The sequence below is a fragment of the Bacillus cereus group sp. BfR-BA-01381 genome (assembly GCF_022663555.1).
Lineage (GTDB): Bacteria > Bacillota > Bacilli > Bacillales > Bacillaceae_G > Bacillus_A > Bacillus_A pacificus.
Genome location: NZ_JAKUFR010000223.1, coordinates 1 through 458, shown reverse-complemented (window position 1 = coordinate 458; position 458 = coordinate 1). Strand labels below are relative to the sequence as shown.

Genomic DNA, 458 nt, shown 5'->3' with positions numbered 1-458 from the left:
TATAGCTGCAGTTATAAAGTTTTACATTAATTTCTGGAAAAAAGCATTCGAACTTGGTTGGACTGCTATAAAATTCATTTTTAATGCCGCTTTAAATATTTTAAAAAGCGTTGTTAAATTCGCCTTAGAATTTATAAAAAACGTAATTTCTTTTTATATAAAAATATGGCAAACGATTTTTAGAGTTGGGTGGAATATCATTAAAACGATATTTACAACTGTCCTTAACTTTTTGAAATCGTTTATTCGTGCTGCTTTCGAATTTATAAAAAATGTGATTTCAACAGCGATGAATGTTATTAAAACTATAATTTCCGCAGCCCTGAATTTTATAAAAACGGTATTTGTCACGGTTTTAAATTTCATTAAAAATACTGTTCAATCCGCATTCAATTTTATTAAAAATATAATTATTAATGTAATGAACTTTTTGAAAAATTTCATTCAAGCGGCATGGA

1 protein-coding gene is annotated in these 458 nt (G+C 26.4%); it reads left to right on the top strand.

The genetic code is table 11. The annotated features are described in order from the left end of the window. Positions 1-458: phage tail protein (locus MR079_RS28405; RefSeq protein ID WP_472927147.1), on the top strand; the 458-nt coding region annotated here is incomplete at both ends.